Source organism: Chromobacterium alticapitis, from assembly GCF_002924365.1.
Classification (GTDB): Bacteria; Pseudomonadota; Gammaproteobacteria; order Burkholderiales; family Chromobacteriaceae; genus Chromobacterium; species Chromobacterium alticapitis.
On the sequence record NZ_PQWB01000195.1, the window covers coordinates 1 to 1140 of the forward strand.

Annotated in this window: 1 protein-coding gene; it reads right to left on the bottom strand. The window is 57.6% G+C overall.

Going from position 1 to position 1140, the window contains the following annotated elements; translation table 11 throughout:
* Window positions 1–212: 212 nt before the first annotated feature.
* A complete protein-coding gene (locus C2I19_RS21305) occupies window positions 213–743 on the bottom strand; it encodes an REP-associated tyrosine transposase (protein WP_103904573.1) in 531 nt (176 codons plus the stop codon).
* Between the last annotated feature and the right edge of the window lie 397 nt (window positions 744–1140).

The following is a 1140-nucleotide window of genomic DNA, read 5'->3' on the forward strand; positions in this document are numbered from 1 at the left end:
AAGAAAACGCTGAAAACTTTGGGCATCCATGGCGTTGCTCCCGGTCTGCTACCGTATTCAGCATAGCTCCCAACACGGAATTGGGACATAGCCTTTCGAAGCGCCCAGGGCCGCCTTTTCTTTCGTCCATTTCTTTTGGCGGAGCAAAAGAAATGGACCCGTCATGCCGGGCGGAACCGGCACTTAAAATATTAGTCCGCGAAGCGGACACATCATTCAAGCGCGGACACCGACATCAAGTCATCCCCTCCCGCCCAGTCTTGCGGATACAAGCCTTGCTTAACCGCCCGATGAAAAGTGGAAAACGGCCAGTCCCGAACACGGGACACCAAACCGTGCTTGAGCGGATTGATGTGGATGTAATCCAGATGCGCGGCATAGTCGGCCTCGGAACGGATGCAATGCTCCCAGAAGCGGCGCTGCCAAATGCCTCGTTCGCCATTGCGGCACCGAGCGGGATTGCGATATTCCAGCGCAGGCAAGGCGCGGACGAAACGGATTTTGATGGCTTTGATGCGGTTAGAAAAATCGTCATCGCCAAGCGGCAAGGTGATCATGCAGTGCACATGATCCGGCAGCACCACCCAACCATCGATATGAAACGGACGCTCCCGCCGAGTCCGCCTCACCGCCGCGCGCAGTTCGTCGATACGGTCCACCAGCAAGCTGGAGCCTCGATCCAGCAGCGTGAAGGTCAGGAAATACGTCCCACCCGGCACCCGCCAGCGCCGATAGTTGGGCATGGCCATTCTCCAGGACACCAAAGCCCAAACCATAAGACCAAAAACACCCGTTAACCAATCCGTCAAAAGGCCGGCGACAAAGTCAGCCGCAGGGTTTGCACGCACCCATCAGCGGCCGTGGGCAAAGGTGGATCGCCCCTCCGGGGCATCCCCCCTACGGCAGAGTCCTGACCACGACCCGTAGGGCGGAATCCCAGCAAAGCCGGGAGTTCCGCCACGATTCGGCAGTGCATCACCTACAAAACATCAGTCAATTATCCGGCGTATGCGGCACACCTGATGATCAGGGCCTCCGCACTCTAACATCATAATGGCGCAAGCCCAAGAAACTGGGCCCGCACATCATCATCCCAGGCTGCTGCCTTGCGCTTGATCCGCATGCTCATCTTGCCGTTTT

Bases quoted from the DNA above. Each gene is read 5' to 3' on its own strand.
- C2I19_RS21305 (WP_103904573.1), bottom strand. From the start codon at position 743: ATGCCCAACTATCGGCGCTGGCGGGTGCCGGGTGGGACGTATTTCCTG.